The organism is Streptococcus sp. 27098_8_99, from assembly GCF_041431935.1.
Taxonomy (GTDB): Bacteria; Bacillota; Bacilli; order Lactobacillales; family Streptococcaceae; genus Streptococcus; species Streptococcus parasanguinis_D.
This window is the reverse complement of sequence record NZ_JAPVYQ010000002.1, coordinates 35,990-55,957: the sequence shown is the minus strand read 5'-3', so window position 1 is coordinate 55,957 and position 19,968 is coordinate 35,990. Positions and strand designations below refer to the sequence as shown.

General features: G+C 42.1%; 20 protein-coding genes. 16 read left to right on the top strand and 4 right to left on the bottom strand.

Annotation, left to right across the window (positions count from 1 at the left end):
* Positions 1-9: 9 nt before the first annotated feature.
* Entirely contained in the window at positions 10-1,326 is a 1,317-nt protein-coding gene (locus O3605_RS01645; RefSeq protein ID WP_195623093.1) for an FAD-containing oxidoreductase, read from the bottom strand.
* A 179-nt stretch (positions 1,327-1,505) separates the two neighbouring features.
* On the opposite strand from O3605_RS01645, the gene truB reads away from it, so the two are divergent.
* The 13 genes from truB (at position 1,506) to O3605_RS01580 (ending at position 14,126) form a co-directional block, all read left to right on the top strand.
* Entirely contained in the window at positions 1,506-2,402 is an 897-nt protein-coding gene (gene truB / locus O3605_RS01640) for a tRNA pseudouridine(55) synthase TruB (RefSeq protein WP_195623092.1), read from the top strand.
* A 4-nt stretch (positions 2,403-2,406) separates the two neighbouring features.
* Positions 2,407-3,342, top strand: a complete 936-nt coding sequence (locus O3605_RS01635; RefSeq protein ID WP_125826258.1) for a bifunctional riboflavin kinase/FAD synthetase — start codon at positions 2,407-2,409, stop codon at positions 3,340-3,342.
* A 309-nt stretch (positions 3,343-3,651) separates the two neighbouring features.
* Entirely contained in the window at positions 3,652-4,053 is a 402-nt protein-coding gene (locus O3605_RS01630; protein ID WP_009732658.1) for a Spx/MgsR family RNA polymerase-binding regulatory protein, read from the top strand.
* Between the two features lie 12 nt (positions 4,054-4,065).
* The gene (locus O3605_RS01625; protein ID WP_003003480.1) at positions 4,066-4,344 is read left to right on the top strand and encodes a UPF0223 family protein; all 279 of its coding nucleotides are present in this window, start codon (positions 4,066-4,068) and stop codon (positions 4,342-4,344) included.
* Complete coding sequence (locus O3605_RS01620; RefSeq protein WP_125826259.1) at positions 4,334-5,104, top strand: inositol monophosphatase family protein; 771 nt, start codon at positions 4,334-4,336, stop codon at positions 5,102-5,104. Before O3605_RS01625 ends, O3605_RS01620 begins: the two co-directional genes overlap by 11 nt.
* Complete coding sequence (locus O3605_RS01615) at positions 5,105-6,409, top strand: RsmF rRNA methyltransferase first C-terminal domain-containing protein (protein ID WP_371585138.1); 1,305 nt, start codon at positions 5,105-5,107, stop codon at positions 6,407-6,409.
* 107 nt (positions 6,410-6,516) lie between these two features.
* A complete protein-coding gene (locus tag O3605_RS01610; RefSeq protein ID WP_049518365.1) occupies positions 6,517-7,383 on the top strand; it encodes a phosphate ABC transporter substrate-binding protein PstS family protein in 867 nt (288 codons plus the stop codon).
* A 16-nt stretch (positions 7,384-7,399) separates the two neighbouring features.
* Entirely contained in the window at positions 7,400-8,311 is a 912-nt protein-coding gene (gene pstC, locus O3605_RS01605; RefSeq protein WP_371585137.1) for a phosphate ABC transporter permease subunit PstC, read from the top strand.
* Positions 8,301-9,185: a phosphate ABC transporter permease PstA gene (pstA, locus tag O3605_RS01600; protein WP_003006597.1), complete on the top strand. Its 885-nt coding sequence runs from the start codon at positions 8,301-8,303 to the stop codon at positions 9,183-9,185. Before pstC ends, pstA begins: the two co-directional genes overlap by 11 nt.
* 10 nt (positions 9,186-9,195) lie before the next feature.
* Complete coding sequence (pstB, locus tag O3605_RS01595; protein ID WP_003006600.1) at positions 9,196-9,999, top strand: phosphate ABC transporter ATP-binding protein PstB; 804 nt, start codon at positions 9,196-9,198, stop codon at positions 9,997-9,999.
* A gap of 29 nt (positions 10,000-10,028) precedes the next feature.
* The gene (gene pstB, locus O3605_RS01590; RefSeq protein WP_003003393.1) at positions 10,029-10,787 is read left to right on the top strand and encodes a phosphate ABC transporter ATP-binding protein PstB; all 759 of its coding nucleotides are present in this window, start codon (positions 10,029-10,031) and stop codon (positions 10,785-10,787) included.
* 12 nt (positions 10,788-10,799) lie between these two features.
* Positions 10,800-11,453, top strand: coding sequence for a phosphate signaling complex protein PhoU (gene phoU, locus O3605_RS01585; RefSeq protein ID WP_021152974.1), 654 nt, complete (start codon positions 10,800-10,802; stop codon positions 11,451-11,453).
* Positions 11,454-11,582: 129 nt separating this feature from the next.
* Positions 11,583-14,126, top strand: coding sequence for a M1 family metallopeptidase (locus tag O3605_RS01580; RefSeq protein WP_371585136.1), 2,544 nt, complete (start codon positions 11,583-11,585; stop codon positions 14,124-14,126).
* 644 nt (positions 14,127-14,770) lie between these two features.
* Here the strand turns inward: O3605_RS01580 and O3605_RS01575 are convergent.
* Positions 14,771-16,048 (bottom strand): sensor histidine kinase, encoded by a 1,278-nt coding sequence (locus O3605_RS01575; protein WP_371585135.1) that lies wholly within the window; start codon positions 16,046-16,048, stop codon positions 14,771-14,773.
* Complete coding sequence (locus O3605_RS01570) at positions 16,048-16,758, bottom strand: LytR/AlgR family response regulator transcription factor (RefSeq protein WP_371585134.1); 711 nt, start codon at positions 16,756-16,758, stop codon at positions 16,048-16,050. Before O3605_RS01570 ends, O3605_RS01575 begins: the two co-directional genes overlap by 1 nt.
* Positions 16,759-16,864: 106 nt before the next feature.
* Here O3605_RS01570 and O3605_RS01565 point away from each other — a divergent pair, with 106 nt between their 5' ends.
* Positions 16,865-17,821, top strand: coding sequence for an ABC transporter ATP-binding protein (locus tag O3605_RS01565; protein ID WP_371585180.1), 957 nt, complete (start codon positions 16,865-16,867; stop codon positions 17,819-17,821).
* Position 17,822: 1 nt separating this feature from the next.
* Positions 17,823-18,545, top strand: a complete 723-nt coding sequence (locus O3605_RS01560) for an ABC transporter permease (protein WP_371585133.1) — start codon at positions 17,823-17,825, stop codon at positions 18,543-18,545.
* 141 nt (positions 18,546-18,686) lie between these two features.
* Here the strand turns inward: O3605_RS01560 and O3605_RS01555 are convergent, their stop codons facing one another.
* Positions 18,687-19,220 (bottom strand): biotin transporter BioY, encoded by a 534-nt coding sequence (locus O3605_RS01555; protein ID WP_070666117.1) that lies wholly within the window; start codon positions 19,218-19,220, stop codon positions 18,687-18,689.
* 204 nt (positions 19,221-19,424) lie between these two features.
* On the opposite strand from O3605_RS01555, the gene O3605_RS01550 reads away from it, so the two are divergent.
* Positions 19,425-19,946, top strand: coding sequence for a hypothetical protein (locus O3605_RS01550; RefSeq protein ID WP_371585132.1), 522 nt, complete (start codon positions 19,425-19,427; stop codon positions 19,944-19,946).
* The last annotated feature ends 22 nt before the right edge of the window (positions 19,947-19,968 follow it).

The window sequence follows — 19,968 nt, the reverse complement described above, 5'->3', positions numbered from 1 at the left end:
TTATGTTAGTTAAATCGCAAAGAGATCGTTTAGGTTTTCTGCCATGGTTGGGTGGGTAAAGATTTGTTTTGCGATGTAAGTATAAGGGATCTTGTTGTCCATGGCCATGGTGATCAGGTTGATGAGTTCGCCTGCAGCTTCCCCAAAGAGGGTCGCTCCGAGAATTTCTTTGGTTTCTGGGTTGACCACGGCTTTGAAAGCACCTCGGAGGTCTGCATTGACATGTCCGCGAGGCATGGCAGCAACTGGCAATTCTTTAACAGCAACTGGAAGCCCTTTGTCGCGTGCTTCTTGCTCGGTCAAGCCGACTTGGGCAAGTGGAGGAGCAATAAAGAGTGTTGTCGCATAATTTCTACGAGTTTCGAGATTGTAGCTACCATCGCCTGTAAGGTAGTTGAAGACAATGCGGAAGTCATCGAGTGACATGTAGGTGAATTGAGGACCACCATTGACATCCCCAACTGCAAAGACACCAGGGACGCTGGTTTCCAAATGACGGTTGACTTGGATCGCTCCACGATCAGTGACTTGAATGTCTGTATTTTCAAGACCAAGTCCAGCTGTGTTTGGCTTCCGTCCTGTTGCGTAGAGAAGGATATCAAACTCGAAGTCTCCCTTATCCGTGACAACCGTTAAGCTATGGTCACCATCTTTGATTTCTTGGGTATGAACGCCTTGCAAGAATTGAATACCGTCTTCTTCAAGGTAGCTTTTTGCAAGAGCTGCAATGCTTGGCTCGATTCGTGGCAAGAATGTTTCAGAAGCATCCAGCACCGTTACTTGGCTGCCCAAGGTATTATAGAGATGAGCAAATTCCAATCCAATTGGTCCACCGCCAAGGACACCCAGGCGTTTAGGTAGGTTTTCCAAACGTTGAATACCGGTTGAATCCACGGCAAATTTACTTTCAGCCAAACCTGGGATTGGAAGAATAGTTGGCACAGCACCAGTATTAATAATAATGGTTTCAGCTGTCAATTCTTCCTTCTCATCTCCAGCTTGAATTTCGATGACCTTGTTAGAAACGAAACGAGCTGTCGCATCGATGATGTCTACACCGGTTCCAGCAATAGTTGCATAGTTCTTTCCGTTGAGACGAGTGGTGACAGCATTTTTCTCATTCATGGCTTGTTCAAAATCCAAGCCTTTTTCTGCTGCAACAATCAAGGTCTTGGTTGGAATACAAGCGATATTGATACAAGTACCACCATACATAGACTTGCTCTTTTCAATCAGAGCAACTTTTTTTCCTTGGCTTGATAATTTCGCTGCGAGTGTTTTACCAGCTTTACCAAATCCAATCACAATAACATCATACATTAACATATGTTACACCTTCTTTCGCTTTCTATTGTATCAAACCCATTTTAAAAAGTCTGAAATCTGCTACGGGATTTTTTGGGGTTCATGGGAAGGGGGAAAGAGGGACAAGAAGTCTTGTTTCATGGTATAATAAAGGGTCGGTGGCCCGGATGGTCACACAAGAGTTAGAAAGAGCAAATCAGATGGACGGAATTATCAATGTAAAAAAAGAAGCAGGCATGACCTCACATGATGTGGTCTTTAAACTGCGAAAAATCTTAGGAACTAAGAAGATCGGCCATGGGGGAACGCTGGATCCAGATGTGGTGGGAGTGCTTCCGATTGCAGTTGGAAAGGCGACTCGGATGGTGGAATTTATGCAAGATGAAGGCAAGGTCTACGAGGGAGAAATCACTCTGGGATTTTCTACCACGACGGAGGATGCCAGTGGGGAAGTCGTAGAGCGGACTCCAGTGGAAGCCTCTTTAGATGCAGCAGAGGTCGATCGCATGATTGCCCAAATGGTGGGAGAAATCGAGCAAGTACCACCTATGTATTCAGCGGTCAAAGTCAATGGACGTAAGCTCTATGAATATGCGCGGGCAGGAGAAGAAGTGGAACGGCCTGTCCGGCAGGTAACCATTTATGACTTTACGCGCACCAGTGAGATTAGCTATGAAGAAATTCTAGCCCGTTTTCGTTTCCGGGTTAAATGCAGCAAGGGCACCTATATCCGGACCTTGTCGGTGGATTTGGGTCAAAAACTGGGCTACGCAGCCCATATGTCTCATCTGACACGGACCAGTGCTGCCGGTTTGTCACTGGAAGATGCCCTGACCTTAGAAGAAGTGGCTGAAAAAGTAGCACAAGGAGATTTGAGCTTCCTTCACCCACTTGAGATTGGCACCGGGGATCTGGAAAAAGTAGAGCTGACAGTAGAAGAGGTTGGCGAAGTCCAAGTGGGACGCTTTATTCCAGTTGAGAGTGACTCCAAAGAGTTAGCTGCTTTTTACCAAGGAAAATTGGTAGCCATTTTAGAAAAAAGAGAAGAACTTTACAAACCTCGAAAAGTCTTTCTAACAGAAAGTGTGTTACAATAAATTCATGAATATTCGTACGATAACTACTGCTAACCAGATCCATTTGGAGAATGAGACAGTTTTGGTTCTGGGCTACTTTGATGGCCTGCATCTGGGGCATCAAGAACTCTTTAAAAAGGCGCGTCAGATCGCGGATGAAAAAGGCTTGAAGGTCGCTTTGTTAACCTTTCCTGAATCTCCTAAGTTAGCCTTTGTTCGCTACCAACCAGAATTACTGCTTCATTTGCAGAGTCCTGAGGATCGGTTCCAAAAATTAAACGAACTAGGTGTGGATGAGCTCTTCCTCATTGATTTTACGACCGATTTTGCTTCTAAAACCGCCAAAGAATTTGTCGATCAATTTGTCAAAGCCTTGAGAGCCCGAGTTTTAATTGCTGGATTTGATTATAGTTTTGGCTCTGATAAGAAAACGGCCTCTGACTTAGCTGCTTATTTTGATGGTCAAGTGGAAGTCATTTCTCCTGTATTGGATCAGGGGGAAAAGATTAGTTCAACCCGCATTCGTCAAGCTATCCTAGAAGGACGCGTCAAAGAAGCTGCCCGTCTACTTGGTCACCCTTTATCCAGTCGGGGAATCGTCGTGCACGGAGATGCACGTGGCCGTACCATTGGCTATCCTACCGCTAATCTAGCACCGATTGATCGGACCTATCTCCCATCAGATGGCGTTTATGTAGTCAATGTCGATTTTAAAGGGCAGACCTACCGTGGGATGGCTTCTGTCGGGAAAAATGTCACCTTTGATGGGAAAGAGCTTCGTTTCGAAGTCAATCTCTTTGATTTTACAGGAGATATCTACGGTCATACCCTGACCATTCATTGGTTAGATAAGATTCGAGAAATGGTCAAATTCGATGGGATCGATCAACTAGTGGCGCAACTAGAAGAAGATGAAGCAGTTTCACGAAACTGGACCAAGAGGCTGGGACAAAAGTCCTAGCCTCTCAATTGTTTTTGGATTGTCGAGCAAAACGCAGTGGTTGAGTGGGCTCTACTACGCTGATTTCATCAGCTTTCACAGCCCTACTCAACTGTGCGGAGGTGGGACGACGAAATCGAATTCTAACGAATTACCGATTTCTGTCCCACTCTCTTTTTTCGGGCCTCTTCTTGGGAAAAATGAAAGGGATTTCTTTTTTCCACTGAAATTCAGAAAAATCGTCGAGAAATCAAAAAAGCGCTTTTCAAGCACCTATTTTTTTTGTATAATAGAGTCAGATAGTTATATATAAAAAAAGAAGTGAACCACATGATTACATTATTTTTATCGCCGAGTTGTACATCATGTCGAAAAGCTCGGGCTTGGTTAAAAAAGCACGATGTTCCATTTAAAGAACACAATATTATGACAAGTCCTTTGAGCAAACAGGAGTTGACAAGTATATTGGCCTTGACCGAAAACGGAACAGACGACATTATTTCAACTCGTTCAAAAATTTTTCAAAAATTGGATGTTGATGTTGAAGATTTATCCATCTCAGCCTTGATCCATCTGATTGAGGAAAATCCAAGTCTCTTGCGGAGACCGATTATTTTAGATAACAAACGCATGCAGATTGGCTTTAACGAAGACGAAATTCGGGCCTTCTTGCCACGGAGTTATCGCAAACAAGAGTTACGCTCTGCCACTCTAAGAGCAGAAATAAACTAAGAAGTATGTCGAATGCAAAAAAATTATAGTTACCCACTGGACTTATCGTGGAGCACTGAAGAGCTTGCTTCAGTGCTTTCTTTTTTCAATAAAGTTGAAGAAGCCTATGAAAGTAAGGTAGAGGCCAAAGAATACATGGAAGCCTACCGCGCTTTTAAGAAGGTCGTGCCTAGTATCGGAGAAGAAAAGCGTCTTGGACGGGAGTTCGAAGAAGTGAGCGGTTATTCTCTCTATCGTGCGACCCAGGCTGCAAAGCAAAAAGAGGAAGGATGGTTTTCTCTTGAAGAATAAATTAGAGTTTGCCAAACAAATCGTTTTAGAGGCTGGAGACTACTTGCGTCTTCATCTCCATGATGACTTGATGATCTCAAAGAAGACAGGGCCGACAGATTTAGTAACCCAGATGGACCAACAGGTTCAAAAGGATTTGGTCGATAAAATCACACATCGCTACCCAGAAGATCGGATTTTTGCGGAGGAAGATGGCCTTCGTTCACCGATTTCAGAAGGATCTGTTTGGGTGATTGATCCAATTGATGGGACCAATAATTTTGTGACCCAAAAGGAAGATTTTGCGGTGATGGTGGCCTATTTTGAAGACGGAATTGGTCAGTTTGGCCTGATCTACGATGTGATGCGGGATCACCTTTTTTACGGGGGTGGAGAATTCCCTGTTTATCGCAATGAGGTTGAACTGACACCCTTTGTGGACCAACCTCTGGAAAACTTTTTGATTGCTTCAAATGTCGGTATGCTTGAGAAAAATGACTGGGGCATGGCAGATCTTGGTATGGATTCCCTGGGCATTCGGGTCTACGGAAGTGCCGGTATTAGTTTTTCAAAAATTCTCTCAGGTGGGATTCTAGCTTATTTTAGCTACATCTGGCCTTGGGATTATGCCGCAGCTGCGATCATGGGGGAACAGTTGGGCTATACCGTTTTAAATCTAAATGGAGATAAACCTAATTACCAGTCAGTGGAACCCATTATGATGGTTCCAAAAGTGAAGTTAACAGAAATTCAAACCTATCTTAAGAAAGGGAGAAGTTAAATGAATTTTCCCAATGGTTTTAAAGAAAAATACCAGCATCTTCTAGGTGAGGATGCTGCTGCTTTTTTTGCGACCTTTGAACAAGAAGCAGTATCGGCCTTTCGGACTAATCCTTTGAAAGAAGCTCAAAAAGCATTTGATGATCCGATTCCCAATACCCCTTGGGGACATTATGGAAAGGTCTCAGGGAAATCCATCGAGCACGCAACGGGCTTGGTCTATTCGCAAGAGCCAGCAGCTCAGATAGTGGCCCAAGTCGCCCAGCCGAAACCTGGGATGAAGGTCCTAGACCTAGCCGCAGCACCTGGTGGTAAGACGACGCAACTCTTGTCTTATTTGGACAATCAAGGACTCTTGGTCTCCAATGAAATCCATAAGGGGCGCTCGAAAATTCTTGTAGAGAATGTCGAACGCTTTGGTGCGCGAAATGTGCTGGTAACCAATGAGTCTGCCGATCGTCTGGCCAAAGTTTTCTCAGGCTTTTTTGATCTGATTGTACTAGACGCCCCTTGTTCAGGTGAGGGGATGTTCCGCAAGCAACCAGATGCCATGGACTATTGGTCTGTCGATTACCCTCGAGAGTGCAGTCTCCTTCAAAGAGAGATTCTAGAGGATGCCCTCAAGATGTTGGTTCCAGGTGGTTCCTTGGTGTATTCAACCTGCACCTGGGCTCCTGAGGAAAATGAAGAGATCGTATCCTGGCTTGTGGAAAACTATAATCTGGAGCTGGAAACGATCGAGAAGATCAATGGTATGGCAGAAGGCATTGACTATCCAGAAACGGCGCGCATGTATCCTCATCTCTTTAAAGGGGAGGGACAATTTGTTGCTAAGTTCCGTTATCTAGGAGAGAATCGACCTGCCAAAATCCCTTCCAAAAAGGACCAATTATCTGCAGAACAAAAGAAATGGTGGCAGGAGTTTGCTAAGAAACACTTGAAGATCACTCTAGAAGGTGTCCTCGAAACCTTTGGGGACGAACTCTACTTGGTTTCACTTGGTTTACCAGATTTGCGAAAAGTAAAAATCGCCCGAAATGGCTTGCATCTAGGCACCTTCAAGAAAAATCGATTTGAACCTAGTTTTGCCCTTGGCCTTGCTCTAAAACCGAGTGAGGTCAAAGAGACCGTTTCGATCACGCCTGAAGACTTTGTTCATTATGTGGCGGGAGAGACGGTTCAATTAAAGGAAACGCATCCAAATGGATGGTACCAGGTCCTGGTTGAAGGCAATGGTTTGGGCTTTGCCAAAGTGACCGGACAGACCCTGAAAAATTTCTATCCAAAGGGGCTTCGTTTTAGGTAAAATGCTGGGCAAAGAACCCGTTCTATGATATAGTGGAAGTACAGGTTTTTTTGAAAAAAACTTGTCAAAATCATAAGTGAAATAGTGAAATATCAAGGAGACATGATTTGAAAAAGTCTAAAAAGCTGATCCTAGGACTAGCGACGATCGCATTAGCAGGAAGTTTATCTGCTTGTGCGTCTTGGATCAATCGCGGAGAATCCATCACTGCTGTCGGATCGACTGCCTTACAACCCTTGGTTGAAGGAGTAGTAGATCGCTACATTGAAGAACATCCTGGTAAGATTGTGAATGTACAAGGAGGAGGTTCTGGTACAGGACTTTCACAAGTTCAATCAGGCGCTGTTGATATCGGAAATAGTGACCTTTTTGCAGAGGAAAAATCTGGGATTGATGCTTCTAGTCTGGTCGATCACCAGGTAGCCGTAGCAGGGACAGCCATCATTGCCAATAAAAATATCTCAGTAGATAATTTGACAACAGAGCAATTGCGAAAGATCTTTACGGGTGAATATACCAACTGGAAGCAATTGGGAGGTCCAGATCTTGAAATCACGATTGTGAACCGAGCGGTTGGTTCTGGTAGCCGTGCTGTCTTTGATGCCATTATTATGGATGGCAAACAACCCAAGCAGGCTCAAGAGCAAGACTCTAATGGAATGGTGAAAAACATCGTTTCTCAGACGCCAGGAGCCATCTCTTATCTAGCCTTTACCTACTTGGATAGCAGTGTTAAAACCATGAAGCTTAATGGCTATCAACCAACTAAAGCCAATGTCGTCAACAATAACTGGCCAATCTGGTCTTACGAACACATGTATACTAAGGGAAAACCTAATGAGTTGTCTAAAAAATTCATTGACTACATGATGACCGATGAGGTTCAGCAAAAAGTTGTTGGCAAGATGGGTTATATCCCGATCAATGACATGAAAGTTACCCGTGATTTAAAAGGGAATGTGACAAAAAAATAAAAGAATTAGGTAAAAAATGAACGAAGTAGCAAAAAAAATGCTGACGAAATCAAAAAACTCCCGCCTAGAAAAATTTGGCAGAACCATTACTTTTCTATGCATGAGTTTGATTGTTGTCGTCGTTGCCATGATTTTGATTTTCGTGTCCCAAAAAGGTTTATCGACTTTCTTTGTCAATAAAGTCAATATCTTTAGTTTTCTATTTGGGAGCTCTTGGAATCCTGCTGCAAAGGAATTCGGAGCCCTACCAATGATTCTAGGTTCCTTTATTGTAACCTTGCTTTCTGCCCTCTTGGCAACGCCGTTTGCCATTGGTGCAGCTGTTTTCATGACAGAAGTCTCTCCTAAAGGAGCTCGTTTCTTGCAACCAGCGATTGAGCTCTTAGTGGGAATTCCTTCAGTTGTTTACGGATTTATTGGCCTTCAAGTGGTCGTCCCATTTACGCGTAGTCTCTTTGGTGGGACTGGTTTTGGGATTCTCTCAGGGGTCTTTGTCCTCTTTGTTATGATCCTGCCAACTGTCACCTTTATGACGACCGATAGCCTCCGAGCTGTTCCCCGTCATTACCGGGAAGCTAGTATGGCCATGGGTGCGACACGCTGGCAAACGATTTGGCATGTCACGCTCAAGGCAGCCCGCTCTGGAATCTTTACAGCGGTTGTCTTTGGTATGGCGCGTGCCTTCGGGGAAGCCTTGGCTATCCAGATGGTGGTCGGAAACTCGGCAGTGGTACCAACCTCACTCACAACACCAGCTTCCACCCTCACCTCTATTTTGACCATGGGAATCGGAAATACCGTCATGGGTACGGTCAATAACAATGTTCTTTGGTCACTCGCCTTGGTATTGCTTCTCATGAGTCTTGCCTTTAACAGTGTGATTAAACTGATTACGAAAGAAAGAGGTAAGAAGAACTATGCACGCTAAACGAATGGATAAAATTGCCACAGGAGTGCTGTATGCTATTTCAGGGATCATCGTTGCGATTCTTGCCTCATTGATCCTTTATATCTTGGTCCGTGGCTTGCCCCATGTATCTTGGCACTTCTTGACTGGGAAATCTTCTTCTTACCAAGCAGGAGGAGGGATCGGAATTCAATTGTATAATTCCTTCTTCCTCTTGGTCATTACCTTGGTGATTTCCTTCCCACTTTCTCTTGGAGCTGGGATTTACCTCTCTGAGTACGCTAAAAAAGGTCGCTTGACCAATTTGGTTCGTACCTGTATTGAGATCTTGTCTTCTTTGCCATCTGTCGTTGTAGGTCTCTTTGGTTACTTGGTTTTCGTTGTCCAGTTCAAATACGGATTCTCGATCATTTCAGGGGCCTTGGCATTGACTGTCTTTAACCTGCCACAGATGACCCGCAATATCGAAGATAGCTTGCAGCACGTCCACCATACACAGCGCGAAGCAGGTCTAGCTCTGGGCTTGTCTCGCTGGGAAACTGTGATCCATGTCGTGGTACCAGAAGCTCTTCCAAGTATTATCACTGGGGTTGTCTTAGCTTCAGGACGGATCTTTGGGGAAGCTGCAGCCTTGATCTATACTGCAGGTCAATCGGCTCCAGCCCTTGATTGGTCAAACTGGAATATCTTTAGTGTAACCAGTCCGATTTCGATCTTCCGTCAGGCTGAAACCTTGGCTGTTCATATCTGGAAGGTCAATAGTGAAGGAACCATTCCAGACTCGATCGAAGTCTCAGCCGGTTCTGCCGCAGTTCTTTTGATCTTTATCTTGATCTTTAACTTTGGAGCACGCAAACTCGGAAGTTATCTCCATAAAAAACTAACATCTGCTTAAAGGAGAAGAAATGTCAAAATACAATTGGGATGAGAGACACATCATTACTTTTCCTGAAGAAAAGGTGGTCCTATCGACCAAAGATTTGCATGTCTATTATGGAACGAACGAGTCCATTAAAGGCGTTGACATGCAGTTTGAAAAGAATAAGATTACAGCCTTGATCGGTCCTTCAGGATCTGGAAAATCAACCTACCTTCGTAGTTTGAACCGGATGAACGATACCATAGATATTGCGCGTGTAACGGGTGAAATTTGGTATGAAGGAATCGATGTCAATCGTCCAGATATCAATGTTTATGAAATGCGCAAGCACATTGGGATGGTTTTCCAACGGCCCAATCCTTTTGCCAAATCGATTTATAAAAACATCACCTTCCCGCATGAACGCGCTGGGGTGAAAGACAAGAAGATCTTGGACGAATTGGTCGAAACTTCTTTGAAACAGGCAGCTCTATGGGATCAGGTCAAGGATGACCTTCATAAATCAGCCTTGACACTTTCAGGCGGCCAACAGCAACGACTTTGTATCGCGCGGGCCATCTCTGTGAAGCCAGATATCTTACTCATGGATGAGCCTGCTTCAGCGCTTGATCCGATCGCGACAGCTCAATTAGAAGAAACCATGCTTGAGTTGAAGAAGGATTATACCATTGTCATCGTGACCCACAGCATGCAACAAGCAGCGCGTGCTAGCGATTATACCGGTTTCTTCTATCTTGGAAACCTCATTGAGTACGATAAGACTTCGAATATTTTCCAAAATGCGAAATTGCAATCGACCAACGATTATGTATCTGGTCACTTTGGATAAAGTAAAATGACAACAAAAAGGAAAATAGAATGACAGAACCAATTTTGCAAGTCAAGGACTTGTCGGTTTATTACAATAAAAAGAAGGCTCTTAATAGCGTCTCCTTGGACTTTGCTCCAAAGGAGATTACAGCCTTGATTGGTCCTTCAGGATCAGGGAAATCTACCCTTTTAAAAGCCATTAACCGCATGGGGGACCTCAACCATGAGGTCACTACCACAGGAACCATCCTCTACAATGGACATAATATCTATGGACCACGGACCGATACGGTCGAATTGCGTAAGGAAATCGGAATGGTCTTCCAACAGCCCAATCCTTTCCCAATGTCCATTTATGATAATGTGACCTATGGATTGATGATTAATGGTGTCAAGGACAAGGCTGTCTTGGATGAAGCAGTTGAAACCTCTTTGAAACGCGCGTCCATCTGGGATGAAGTCAAGGATCGCCTGCATGATTCGGCGATCGGACTTTCCGGTGGTCAGCAACAGCGGGTCTGTGTGGCGCGGGTTCTTGCGACCAGTCCAAAGATTATTCTTTTGGATGAGCCAACTTCAGCGCTGGACCCGATTTCAGCTGGTAAAATTGAAGAAACCTTGTATGGACTAAAAGACCGCTACACCATGCTCTTGGTGACACGCTCCATGCAACAAGCGAGTCGGATTTCCGATAAAACAGCCTTTTTCTTGGATGGGGATTTGATCGAGTACAATGACACCAATGAAATGTTCTTGAACCCAGCTAAGAAAGAAACAGAAGACTATGTCTCTGGTAAATTTGGATAGGAAGAAAATAAAATGTTACGAGTTCAATTTGAAGAAGATTTAGAGAAGTTGCATAACCAGTTTTATGCAATGGGAAATGAAGTGTTGAGTCAGATCAACCGTACGGTCCGCGCTTTCGTGACCCATGACCGTGAATTGGCCCGCCAAGTTATCGAAGATGACGCGGAGATCAACGACTACGAAGTGAAGTTAGAGCGCAAATCCTTTGAGATTATTGCCCTTCAACAGCCCGTTTCACAAGACCTTCGTATCGTGATGACTGTCTTAAAAGCGGTCTCCGACTTAGAGCGGATGGGTGACCACGCAGTATCAATTGCCAAGGCAACGATTCGCATGAAAGGGGAAGTCCGCATCCAATCTGTTGAGGAAGAGATCAGCAAGATGGGCCGTGAAGTCAAAGATTTTGTCGAAGCGACATTAGATGTTTACCTCAAAGGCGATGTGGATTTGGCCTATGAAGTTGCGACACGAGACGAAGTCATCAACCATTACTTCGATAGCATCCAAGAATTAGCAACAGAAGAAATTCGGAAAAATCCTGAGTCCATCGTGACCGGGAGGGATTATTTCCAAGTGATCAACTTCTTGGAACGTATCGGAGATTATGCAAAAAACATCTGTGAATGGGTGGTTTACTTCGAAACAGGTAAAATTATCGAAATGTAAGATCATAGAGTCTTTTCGATATCAGACAGGCATTGTCATGCTTGTCTTTTCTTTTATCTTGACTTTGTGATAAAATAGTTTTATTAGGGCTTTTCATTGGAAAGCAAGAAACATTTAAAGGAGGAAATTATGCAAGCAGTTGCACATTTTGTAGAAACATTCGTTCCAGAACATTACGAAGTGTTTTTGGATTTAAATCGTAAAACCAAGACCTTTAGCGGTCGTGTGGTGATCACAGGTCAAGCCAAGGCGGACAAGATCTCGCTTCACCAAAAGGATTTGACCATCGAAACAGTAGAAGTAGCAGGTCAAGCCCGTCCATTTACGGTTGATGATGACAATGAAGCAGTCTATGTTGAATTGGAAGGAACAGGTCAAGTGACAGTTACTCTGACCTATTCTGGTAAGATCACAGACAATATGACAGGGATTTACCCATCTTACTACAGCATTGATGGCGTGAAGAAGGAAGTCCTCTCTACCCAGTTTGAGAGCCATTTTGCGCGTGAAGCTTTTCCAAGTGTGGACGAGCCTGAAGCCAAAGCAACTTTCGATCTTTCTTTGAAATTTGACCAAGAAGAAGGTGAAATCGCCCTTTCAAATATGCCTGAAATCGATGTGGAAAACCGCAAAGAAACAGGAATTTGGAAGTTTGATACGACTCCACGGATGTCTTCTTACCTCCTTGCCTTTGCTGCTGGAGATCTTCAAGGGATCACAGCCAAAACAAAAAATGGCACTCTCGTAGGTATCTATTCAACCAAGGCACATCCTTTGAAAAACTTAGAATTTTCTCTTGATGTAGCTGTACGTGTCATCGAATTTTATGAAGACTATTATGGCGTCAAGTATCCAATTCCTCAATCCCTTCACGTAGCGCTTCCTGACTTCTCAGCTGGAGCCATGGAAAACTGGGGCTTGGTGACTTACCGTGAAGTCTATCTCCTTGTAGATGAAAACTCAACTGCAGTTAGTCGTCAACAAGTCGCTCTTGTGGTTGCTCACGAATTGGCTCACCAATGGTTTGGTAACTTGGTAACCATGAAGTGGTGGGATGATCTCTGGTTGAACGAAAGTTTTGCCAACATGATGGAATATGTATCTGTCAATGCCATCGAACCAAGCTGGAATATCTTCGAAGACTTCCAAACAACAGGTGTTCCATTAGCCTTGAAACGCGATGCAACTGATGGGGTTCAATCTGTCCATGTGGAAGTCAAACACCCTGATGAAATCAATACTCTTTTTGACCCAGCCATCGTCTATGCGAAGGGTAGCCGTCTCATGCATATGCTTCGCCGCTGGTTAGGGGATGATGCTTTCCGTAAAGGACTCAAAGCTTACTTTGAAAAACACCAATACGGCAATACCATCGGTCGTGACCTTTGGAATGCCCTAGGTGATGCATCTGGCCGTGATGTAGCAGTCTTCATGGATTCTTGGTTGGAACAGCCTGGTTATCCAGTCCTTACAGCAGTGGTAGAAAATGATACCTTGAAGATCAGCCAAAAACAATTCTTCATTGGGGAACATGAAGATCAAGGCCGTCAATGGGTTGTGCCATTGAACAGCAACTGGTCTGGTATTCCAGATACACTTGAAACAGAAACCCTTGAAATCCCAGGTTATGCTGCCCTTGCTGCTGAAAATAGTGAACCGCTTCGTTTCAATACGGAAAATACAGCCCACTACATTACCGATTACCAAGGAGAGCTCTTGGATGCGATTGTAGACAACATGGCTTCCTTGGATAACTTGAGCAAGCAACAAATCCTTCAAGAACGCCGTCTCTTGGCAGAAAGTGGTGTCATCTCTTATGCAAGTCTCTTGCCAGTCATCGAGAAATTGACCCAAGAAACGTCTTATTTGGTTGTATCTGCAGTTTCATCAATCCTTCAAGGGCTCAGCCTCTTTGTGGATGAAGGGACGGAAGTAGAAGCAGCTTATAAGAAGTTGCTCGTAACCTTCAACCAATTCAACTTTGAACGCCTTGGTTTTGAACCAAAAGCTGGAGAAGCGGATGAAGATGAAATGGTTCGTCAATTTGTTATTTCAAATATGATCAAGGGAGACGATGCCAAAGCAAGCGCCAAAGCAAGTGAAATCTATGCAGCCCATGCAGAGGATATCAGCAAGCTTCCAGCCGCTATTCGTTTGCAAATCTTGATTAACCAAATCAAACACCACGAAAGCAAAGAATTGACTGATTTGTACTTTAACACTTATGCTCAAGCGACAGATGGCAACTTCAAGCGTCAATTGTCGACAGCTCTGGCTTATACAACCGATGCAGACACAGTTGAAAAGATTTTGACAGAGTGGAAGAACAAGGATGTTGTGAAACCACAAGACTTAGCAATGAGTTGGTATTTCACCTTCTTACACCATGAGTTCACCCAAGAATCTGCCTGGACTTGGGCGCGTGAAAATTGGGAATGGGTCAAAGCAGCTCTTGGCGGAGACATGAGCTTTGACAAGTTTGTCATTTACCCAGCCAATACCTTCAAAACAGCAGAGCGCTTAGCAGAATTCAAAGCTTTCTTTGAACCACAATTGTCTGATATGGCTATTAGCCGAAACATCAGCATGGGTATCAAGGAAATCGCAGCGCGTGTGGATTTAATCCAACGTGAAAAAGCAGCAGTAGAAGCCGCTATCCTTGCAACAAAATAGATTTAAAAAAGATGCTACAAAATTCATTCTGTAGCATCTTAGAATGTAGACAACGTCATCTTTGAAACTTTCCTTAGGTGAGCACGGACGTCAGCGAACTTCTTTGAAGTTCCATGACTTAGTTTTGAGCCCCTTCACTTTTCAATTTTTGGGCTCAGGCTAAAACAGTTCCCCGAACTGTTTTACTCTCAAAACTCCCGAGTGCCTGAAACAATTGTGTTTCAGGCACTTTTCTCACGGCGGAAAGTTTCAGTGTATATTTGATTGAGACTTAAAAAATATATTATTTTAATTTTTGGGGCATCATTTAGGTTGGTTAATGATAGTTTAACTACATCCTAATGGAGTGGGAAAGAAGTCCTCTCTTTTCAATTTTTCCACCTGCGTATAGTTCCAACAGTCTGGGAGAGTGTTGGAGGTTGCAGATCAAGGAAATATTGTTCTCCTTATCATTGGAGCTAAATAAGCGAACAAAGACTTGGGGAACTTGCTTCACAAGTTCTATCCTCCACCTCAAAGTAGCGGTTTAAGCAATCAACCACTGCGTCTCACTGTTACTTCTATCAAACATCAAAGTCTGGACAGATTTTGCCTAGCCTCTTTTTTATAAATTACCTGAATAAGGCCTTGAAGGAGAAGGATCATTAGTTTATTGGACTTGGTAAGAGAATCTCCGTTCGATAGCGGCCATTTTCTTTGAATCGCTTGATAGTTCCTTGGTATTCTTGTACTAGAGCATCAACGTTTCGTAAGCCCCAACCATCTCTTTGACGTGTTTTACGAGTCTCTTTTTCTTGTTCATTAAAGGTATTGTTGATCGAAATAAATAGATTTTGTTGAAAATAACGTATATTCAGAGACAATGTTCTCTCTGATTTATCAGTCAATCGAAGACAGGCTGAAATACTATTATCCAAACAATTTCCTAAAATAACAGCTAGAACATCTGGCTGAATAGATAGTTCTTGTGGGATAAAGCAGTTAATATCCAATTCAATTTCATCTTCCACATCGTGCAGTTTTTGATTCAGTAAATAATTAACCGTTGGATTTTTGGAGTAAAAGGTTTGTTTTCCTGAAATACTATCGGTTAACGATTGAAGGTACTCTCTAGCCTCATCAGGATTTTCTTCTAGAAGTGCCAAGAGGGTTAAATGTTTATTTTTTAAGTCATGCCGAAGACTTTGCAATCGTTGGAATTCTTCTTGAGACTGTTGTGTTTCTCTTAATTGGAATTGAAGTTGTTCTTTATCTAATTTATTTTGATAATCAGCGTGCTGTTGTTGAGAAAGATGCAAGGTAAAATACAGCGAGGAAAACGACAATACAATAAGAGACAAGAGTGAAATGACAGAAAGATAATCTGGTCCAAATACTTGCCCTTGAATAGCAGATACAGTGAAGGCAAAAATAATCGATAAAATCGGCACGATAAATTGATAAAGCCAATTTCTTCTAGATGTTGCCATGCTTAACTTTTGATGTGTTCGAAATAGCTGTCGAAGAACAAGAGTGATCACAGTTGAAAAAAGAAAACTGATGGCAAGGTAACCACTAATCAGTTCTAAATTTTTCGATACTGTTGACAGTGGAAGAAATAGTTGGATAGCTTGATTGAGGACAGCTCCGGCTAATAATGTCAGGCTTGTTTGTAAGAATATCCAAAAGGAAGAATCACGAAAGGAGTAGCCAAAATAGAGTCCTACAAGAGAGGATTCTAAAATACTAAGAAGGAGATTGCTGACTAAAAAGACGCGACTTTCTAAAAATAGAAACACAAGAGCCACATGAAAAAGAAAGAAACAACAAAGGACTAAAAGTGTCTCTTTTGAATGTTTACTTTTGGATATTGGCCTATAAAATAAGACACTTGCTAGAAATAAGTCAAACAAGATACTAATGATCCGCAATCCTATTAGCATTAGAAATTCCTTTCACTGAGGTAGTTATAGTATTTTTCTTTAAAAGAAGACTGGAACTTACGACTAATTGGAAGTGAATGCTCCTCGGTTCCATTTAGCAAAATAGTTACGGTTTTCGCATCAAAATCCTTGATATATTTGGGATTTACAATATAAGAAGCATGTATTTGAATAAAATAATCAGGTAGTTTATCTAGAATGTCTTGGGTTTTCAGTAAGGACTTATAGGTATCTGCTAGTGTGTAAATAAAAACGGAACGTTTATCTTTCTCAAAATAGGTAATGTCACTTAAAGGAATAGAGTAACTTTGTTTTCCAAATGAGAAGTTAAAGATGGTTCGTCCTAAATCTAAATAACGTAAAACTCTGTCTACTACCTTATTTAGCCTTTGAGGTTCAATTGGTTTTACTAAGTAATCAAAAGTCTGTACTTCAAATACTTGTTCCATGTAATCACGATAGCTAGTCACAAAAATAATAGGGATAAAAGGATTGAACTGCCGAATTTCACGAGCAAGGTCAATACCAGTAATTTGTGGCATATCAATATCCAAAAAGACACAATGAGTATCCCTTGTTAACTGCTCTAACATCTTTTGTGGATTGGTATATAGTTTTGTTTCTACAGGAACCTTGTCGTAAGAAAGTAAATACTGTTCTAACTGACTAGCATCTCTAGTTGAGTCATCACAAATAACGACGTTTAACATAAGTCCCCCTTATCAAATTGAGTTGGCTAATTATGACACTAAAATGGTAAATCATGACGTAAACCTTGGAAAGTCATATGTTTATTATACAATAATCTTATCAAAAATGAAGGAAGCTGGGAAAATCTTCTCAGTCTTGAGTGATGAGATGAAGACATTTGCGACACTGACTATTAGAGATTTGACAAAATCATTCGATAAGCAACATTTTGCTAATAATCATATTTCCTTAGAAATAGAAGCTGCTAAAATTACAGCTTTTTTAGGACACAATGGCGCTGGTAAGTCCACCCTCTTAAATCAAATGATTGGTTTTACCAAACCTGATCAAGGAGACGTTTGCTATGGAGATATTTCTTTTGTTCAAAATCGTAAACAAGCTCGCTCAATGATGAGCTATATGTCTCAACAGTATGCCCCACTTGAGAAATTGACGGTGGAACAAAACTTAGAAATGCTTGGAAGAATGAGAGGGTTAAACACCTTGGATTTGCAAAAAGAAATGGATCAGCTCTTAACCGAGTTGGAAATTAAGGAGTATCGGGAAAAACAAGGAAAGGACCTTTCAGGTGGTTTAAAGCGTCTGACCTCTTTTGCAATGGCTTTAATCGGGTCTCCGACCATCATTCTTCTTGATGAGCCGACGAACGATGTTGATCCAATACGTCGTGAAAAACAATGGCAATTATTACAGAAGCTAGCGCATAAAGGTCATACCATTATTATCGTGACGCATAATCTCTTAGAAGTTGAAAAATACGCTGACAACTATGCCTTATTTAACCATGGGAAGTTAATCAAATCAGGACCAGTTCAGCAAATAACCTATCAAAAACAGTATCAAATATCTTTTGAGTTTAGGAATAAAGATAGCTTAGCTCTATTTCAAGATTACACCATTATCAATGGTTCGATCTGCCAGATTGAAATAGAAGAGAAGGAGTTAACGAGACTGCTACCAAAATTCACACAGGAATTGGATAGACAGAATATTTTTAATCTGTCACTTACTCAGAAAAACATATCCATTTCAGATCTTTATAGAGAGGAGTTGACAAACTGATATGACTCAATTTTTTTACTTACTTCGTTGGAACTATCTTCGTCAAAAAGATCTATTTTTACTCTTTACGCTAGCTCAGGTTCTGTTATCCATTTCACTTCTTTTTGGTTATCCACTAGTGATAGGTGAGATTGATACGACAGCTACCTACTATCTCTCTTCTGGTTCAGTTCTGATAGGAATTATTTCTATTGGCTGTACGATCTCATCACCTGTTATAGCAAATGCGAAGTCAGAAGGACATGTAGACTATGTACGAGCCCTTCCAATACCTCGAATTCTTATTTCCTTAGCAGATCTTTGGATGTGGATGATTGCTATTTTACCTGGAGTGTTCATTTCTGTTATACTGGGCTATTTTCGTTTTTCTGTCCGCCTAAATATATCTGTTCTGGCTGTTTTCATCCTATTTCTGATCTGTCTTACAATGATCAGTCTTGGATTTGCCATTGCTTATACTTTTTCTCCCAATATTGTCACGTTGATGTCTCAGTTAATTCTTATGGTCGGTTTGATGTTTTCGCCAATTATGTACCCAGCAAGTCGTCTTCCAGATTGGATAAACCATCTCTACCATATTTTTCCTTTTGTCCCTTCTGTCAACCTTCTACGAGCTAGTGTCTATGGCCATGACCGCATCTCATTGTTTGACTTCACTATTCTGATTATTTGGATTTTGCTAACACAGTTACTGATCTTGAGAGTTCTTTATAAGGAAAAATAAAGGAAGGAGGGTAGATAGAAGGTTCTTCTACGAAACAGTAATCCATTTAAAAGTAGTTCAATTGAAGAGATATTCCTACAACAAAAAGCAACAACTGTGTCCAGATGTTGCTTATTTTAGTATATTCGTACCCTTTGTATCTTATTTGAAATACCAGTGGTGTTTGAGGCTGGCAAAAATAGCTTTGCTGGTGATCGTGATGATAATCAGTTTGATGAGGTCGGCAAGGATAAAGGGAGCAACGACCAAAGCAAATGCTTTTTGGATATCGGTATGCGTGACCAGCATAAAGCCGATAGCTCCAGCTACAAAGAGGAGAGCACTACTGAACAAATTAGCAAGGAAAATGGTCAGCACGCTGGATTTAGCATTTGTAAATAGAGACGTGATCCACGCTCGGAATGGGAAGAAGAGGAGGAAACCAGCAGTAGGACCAAGGAAATGCGAAGCACCGCTAGCACCACCTGCCAATACTGGGAAACCTAAGAAACCAAGAAGTAGGTAGAGGCAGACTGTGACAAAAGCATGACTGGGTTTATAGATGGTCCCGATAATCCCGATCATGAGCGTTTGCAGGGTTAAAGGAATTGGACCAAATGGAAGGGTAAATTGAGATAGGACGGAGATCATAGCTACTCCAATGGAGATGAGCACTAAAGGAAAGATTTTCTTCATAACAGTTAACCTCTATTTTGTTTTATGGTAACTATTCTACAATATCGGTTTCATCCTGTCAATAGTCCCAGTCGTTTTAGGTTGTTTTAAGTAAAAATTTAGGCCTGTTTAAGACTTCTAAAGTATAATCGCCTTACTTAAAGGATCGAGCTCCCTTTAAAATTTAAAAGACAAGTACTTGTAAAAAAGATAAAAGGTAAAAAGATGAATCAAAAAGAAACAAAACAAGTAGTCGAAACGCAAGAATCCAAAGAAAAAATGGTTGTCCTCAAACGAAGCCCTAAGTGGTGGATCGGTATGGCAGCAGTTGGTGGATTGTTGGTCGGTGCTGGAAGTGGCTTTGGGGTCGGTGTTATCGCCTCACAATCTTCTAATAACCAACAATTTTCTCAACCGGTCCAAACGGGTCAAAACCAAGAAACCAATCAGCAACAAAATGGTCAAAATGGCCATGCTTCACAAGGAAACCAGCAAAATGGTGGCCCACAGGACGGCGGTCCTCAAGGCGGTGGTCCTCAAGGTGGTCCGCAAGGAGGTGGACCTGGTCAAATGCCACAGGAAGGCAATGGTGGCCCTCAAGGAAATGGTCCAGAAAATGGCATGAACCAATCTGGCGGACAAGATGAAAACCACGGTTCTTCTAAGAAGTCCAATAAGAAGAATTCAAAAAATAAAAACAAGACGAGTGATAGTCAAAATAACAAAGAAAACACGACAAACTCATAGAATAAGCCTTCCTCAGATAGAC

Excerpts from the sequence above, each read along its gene's own strand:
- O3605_RS01645 (WP_195623093.1), bottom strand. The coding sequence starts at position 1,326 with ATGTTAATGTATGATGTTATTGTGATTGGATTTGGTAAAGCTGGTAAA.
- truB (WP_195623092.1), top strand. The coding sequence starts at position 1,506 with ATGGACGGAATTATCAATGTAAAAAAAGAAGCAGGCATGACCTCACAT.
- O3605_RS01635 (WP_125826258.1), top strand. The coding sequence starts at position 2,407 with ATGAATATTCGTACGATAACTACTGCTAACCAGATCCATTTGGAGAAT.
- O3605_RS01630 (WP_009732658.1), top strand. The coding sequence starts at position 3,652 with ATGATTACATTATTTTTATCGCCGAGTTGTACATCATGTCGAAAAGCT.
- O3605_RS01625 (WP_003003480.1), top strand. The coding sequence starts at position 4,066 with ATGCAAAAAAATTATAGTTACCCACTGGACTTATCGTGGAGCACTGAA.
- O3605_RS01615 (WP_371585138.1), top strand. The coding sequence starts at position 5,105 with ATGAATTTTCCCAATGGTTTTAAAGAAAAATACCAGCATCTTCTAGGT.
- pstC (WP_371585137.1), top strand. The coding sequence starts at position 7,400 with ATGAACGAAGTAGCAAAAAAAATGCTGACGAAATCAAAAAACTCCCGC.
- pstA (WP_003006597.1), top strand. The coding sequence starts at position 8,301 with ATGCACGCTAAACGAATGGATAAAATTGCCACAGGAGTGCTGTATGCT.
- pstB (WP_003006600.1), top strand. The coding sequence starts at position 9,196 with ATGTCAAAATACAATTGGGATGAGAGACACATCATTACTTTTCCTGAA.
- pstB (WP_003003393.1), top strand. The coding sequence starts at position 10,029 with ATGACAGAACCAATTTTGCAAGTCAAGGACTTGTCGGTTTATTACAAT.
- phoU (WP_021152974.1), top strand. The coding sequence starts at position 10,800 with ATGTTACGAGTTCAATTTGAAGAAGATTTAGAGAAGTTGCATAACCAG.
- O3605_RS01580 (WP_371585136.1), top strand. The coding sequence starts at position 11,583 with ATGCAAGCAGTTGCACATTTTGTAGAAACATTCGTTCCAGAACATTAC.
- O3605_RS01575 (WP_371585135.1), bottom strand. The coding sequence starts at position 16,048 with ATGCTAATAGGATTGCGGATCATTAGTATCTTGTTTGACTTATTTCTA.
- O3605_RS01570 (WP_371585134.1), bottom strand. The coding sequence starts at position 16,758 with ATGTTAAACGTCGTTATTTGTGATGACTCAACTAGAGATGCTAGTCAG.
- O3605_RS01565 (WP_371585180.1), top strand. The coding sequence starts at position 16,865 with ATGAAGGAAGCTGGGAAAATCTTCTCAGTCTTGAGTGATGAGATGAAG.
- O3605_RS01560 (WP_371585133.1), top strand. The coding sequence starts at position 17,823 with ATGACTCAATTTTTTTACTTACTTCGTTGGAACTATCTTCGTCAAAAA.
- O3605_RS01555 (WP_070666117.1), bottom strand. The coding sequence starts at position 19,220 with ATGAAGAAAATCTTTCCTTTAGTGCTCATCTCCATTGGAGTAGCTATG.
- O3605_RS01550 (WP_371585132.1), top strand. The coding sequence starts at position 19,425 with ATGAATCAAAAAGAAACAAAACAAGTAGTCGAAACGCAAGAATCCAAA.